The 2,582-nt window shown below is 69.6% G+C and carries 4 protein-coding genes; 3 read left to right on the forward strand and 1 reads right to left on the reverse strand.

Going from position 1 to position 2,582, the window contains the following annotated elements; translation table 11 throughout:
- On the forward strand, positions 1–904 hold a 904-nt coding region (locus AC2VON_RS23520), incomplete at its 5' end, for a mannosyltransferase (RefSeq protein ID WP_486955007.1).
- Here AC2VON_RS23520 and AC2VON_RS23525 read toward each other — a convergent pair.
- A complete protein-coding gene (locus tag AC2VON_RS23525; RefSeq protein WP_486955008.1) occupies positions 879–1,166 on the reverse strand; it encodes a 4a-hydroxytetrahydrobiopterin dehydratase in 288 nt (95 codons plus the stop codon). The two genes, AC2VON_RS23520 and AC2VON_RS23525, sit on opposite strands and share 26 nt — an antisense overlap.
- An 82-nt stretch (positions 1,167–1,248) precedes the next feature.
- Between AC2VON_RS23525 and AC2VON_RS23530 the strand changes: the two genes are divergently transcribed.
- Both AC2VON_RS23530 and AC2VON_RS23535 read left to right on the forward strand, forming a co-directional pair.
- Positions 1,249–1,650 carry a (deoxy)nucleoside triphosphate pyrophosphohydrolase gene (locus AC2VON_RS23530; protein WP_486955009.1) on the forward strand — a complete coding sequence of 134 codons (402 nt, stop codon included), beginning with the start codon at positions 1,249–1,251 and terminating at the stop codon, positions 1,648–1,650.
- Between the two features lie 206 nt (positions 1,651–1,856).
- Positions 1,857–2,582: molybdopterin-dependent oxidoreductase (locus AC2VON_RS23535; RefSeq protein WP_486955010.1), on the forward strand; the 726-nt coding region annotated here is incomplete at its 3' end.

Raw genomic sequence — 2,582 nt, forward strand, 5'->3', positions numbered from 1 at the left:
CGCGACGATCGCCGCACTCTACGGTGTGGTCCGGGTCAGCCAGCGGCTGCTCGGCCCAGATGCGTGCGGCGCTGGCCGCACCGCGATGCTGTGGACAGCGGTGACCATCTGGATCGAGCCGTTGCGAAGCACCTTCGACTACGGACAGATCAACGTGTTCCTGGTGCTGGCGGCGTTGTACGCCGTCTACAGCCGACGATGGTGGGTGTCGGGTCTGCTGCTCGGCACCGCCGCGGGGGTGAAGCTGACTCCGTCGATCGCCGGCGTCTACTTCGCCGGGGCGCGACGGTGGGCCGCCGTGGTGTTCGCGGCGGTGGTCTTCCTCGCCACCATCGCGGTGTCGGTCTGGGCCACCGGCGACCAGACCCGCCGCTACTTCACCGAGCTGCTCGGCGACACCGGCCGGGTCGGGCCGATCGGCACCTCGTTCAACCAGTCCTGGCGCGGCGGGATCTCCCGGATTCTCGGGCACGACGCCGGCTACGGCGTGCCGGTGCTGATCGCCGTCGCCGCCACGCTGGTGCTGGCTGTGTTGGCCTGGCGCGCGCTGAGCCGGACGGATCGACTGGGTCTGCTGCTGGTGGTCGAGCTGTCCGGCCTGCTGGCCTCGCCGATCTCCTGGACGCATCACTGGGTGTGGTTGGTGCCGCTGATGGTCTGGCTGATCCACGGCCCGTTCTCCGAACGGATCGCCGCCCGGGTTCTGGGCTGGTGCTGGCTGGCGTTGACCCTGGTCGGGGTGCCGTGGTTGCTGAGCTTTGCCCAGCCGAGCATCTGGCAGGGCGGCCGGGCCTGGTATCTGGCCTGGGCCGGGCTGGTCTACATCGTGGCGGCGCTGGCGACGCTGGGCTGGATCGCGGCGACCGGCATCCAGCGCGCTAGCTACCCGCCAGGATCGCGTTGATGCCGTGGGCCATCGCCACGTCGTTTTCGGTGATCCCGCCAGCCGAATGTGTCACCAGGGCGAAAGTCACCGTCCGCCAGCGGATGTCGATGTCTGGATGGTGGTCTTTGGCCTCGGCGTGGTCGGCGACCCGGCGCACCGCGTCGATGCCGGCGAGAAACGACGGGAACTTGACCGACCGGCGCAGCGTCCCGCCGGCGTGCTCCCAGCCGTCGAGGTCGTCCAGCGCCGCGGCCACCTGCTCATCGGTGAACACAGCCATACAGCCCACGGTACTGCGGTCGGCGTGTCACGCCAGCGGGCCTGGAGCCATCGTGGTCGAGTTCGGTATACCGTCACCGACCATGCCGAACCGGATCGTCGTCGCGGGGGCCGTCATCGCCGGGTCGACGGTGCTGGTCGCGCAGCGGTGCCGCCCGCCGGAGCTGGCCGGCCGCTGGGAGCTTCCCGGCGGCAAGGTCGCACCTGGCGAGACCGAGCCCGCAGCGCTGGCCCGGGAGCTGGCCGAGGAACTGGGTGTGGATGCCGACGCCGTCGAGGTGGGAGCGCGCCTCGGTGACGACGTCGCGCTGGATGCCGACACGACGCTGCGGGCCTACCGGGTCAGCCTCGCCCGCGGCGAACCACGCCCGCACGACCACCGGGCGCTGCGCTGGGCCACCGCAGAGGAGCTGCCCGGCATCGACTGGGTGCCGGCCGACCGCGCCTGGCTGCCGGAGCTGACCCGGACGCTACAGACAGGTTGACGAAATCGGCACAGCCACTTCCCAGCGTGGAGTTATGGTCGTCTGGCGATATAAGCCCTATGCTGGCGGATTGCTGGCCTGATGCGCGGCGGGTCCGTGCGCCGAGCTGTGACCGGGTCGACGCGGAGCCGAAAGACGCGGAAAGACGCCGTCCCACCTATAGAAACCAGTGGTCGAGTGTGCAGCGACCCCAAGGAGATTCCCGGATGACCACAACACCTCACATCGGTAGCCCGCTTGAGGAGTTGCTCGAACGCAGCGGCCGGTTCTTCACCCCCGGTGAGTTCTCTGCTGACCTGCGCACCGTCACCCGCCGCGGCGGGCGGGAGGCCGACGCCTTCTACCGCGACCGGTGGAGCCACGACAAAGTGGTCCGCTCCACGCACGGGGTCAACTGCACCGGGTCGTGCTCGTGGAAGATCTTCGTCAAGGGCGGGATCATCACCTGGGAGAACCAGGCAACCGACTATCCGACGGTGGGTCCGGACCGTCCCGAGTACGAGCCCCGCGGCTGCCCGCGCGGCGCGTCGTTCTCCTGGTACTCCTACTCGCCGACCAGAGTGCGCTATCCGTACGCCCGCGGTCTGCTGGTGGAGATGTTCCGGGAGGCCAAAGCCCGTCTCGGTGACCCGGTGCTCGCGTGGGCGGAGATCCAGGCCGACCCGCAGCGTCGCCGGCGCTACCAGCAGGCCCGCGGCAAGGGCGGGCTGGTGCGGGTGAGTTGGGCCGAGGCCGCTGAATTGATCGCCGCCGCCCATGTGCACACCATCAAGGAATACGGTCCCGACCGGATAGCCGGGTTCTCGCCGATCCCGGCGATGTCGATGGCGTCGTACGCGGCCGGCTCACGGTTCTTCGAGCTGATCGGCGCCCCGATGACGTCGTTCTACGACTGGTACGCCGACCTGCCGGTCGCCTCGCCGCAGGTGTTC

The organism is Mycobacterium sp. TH-M82, assembly GCF_057473605.1.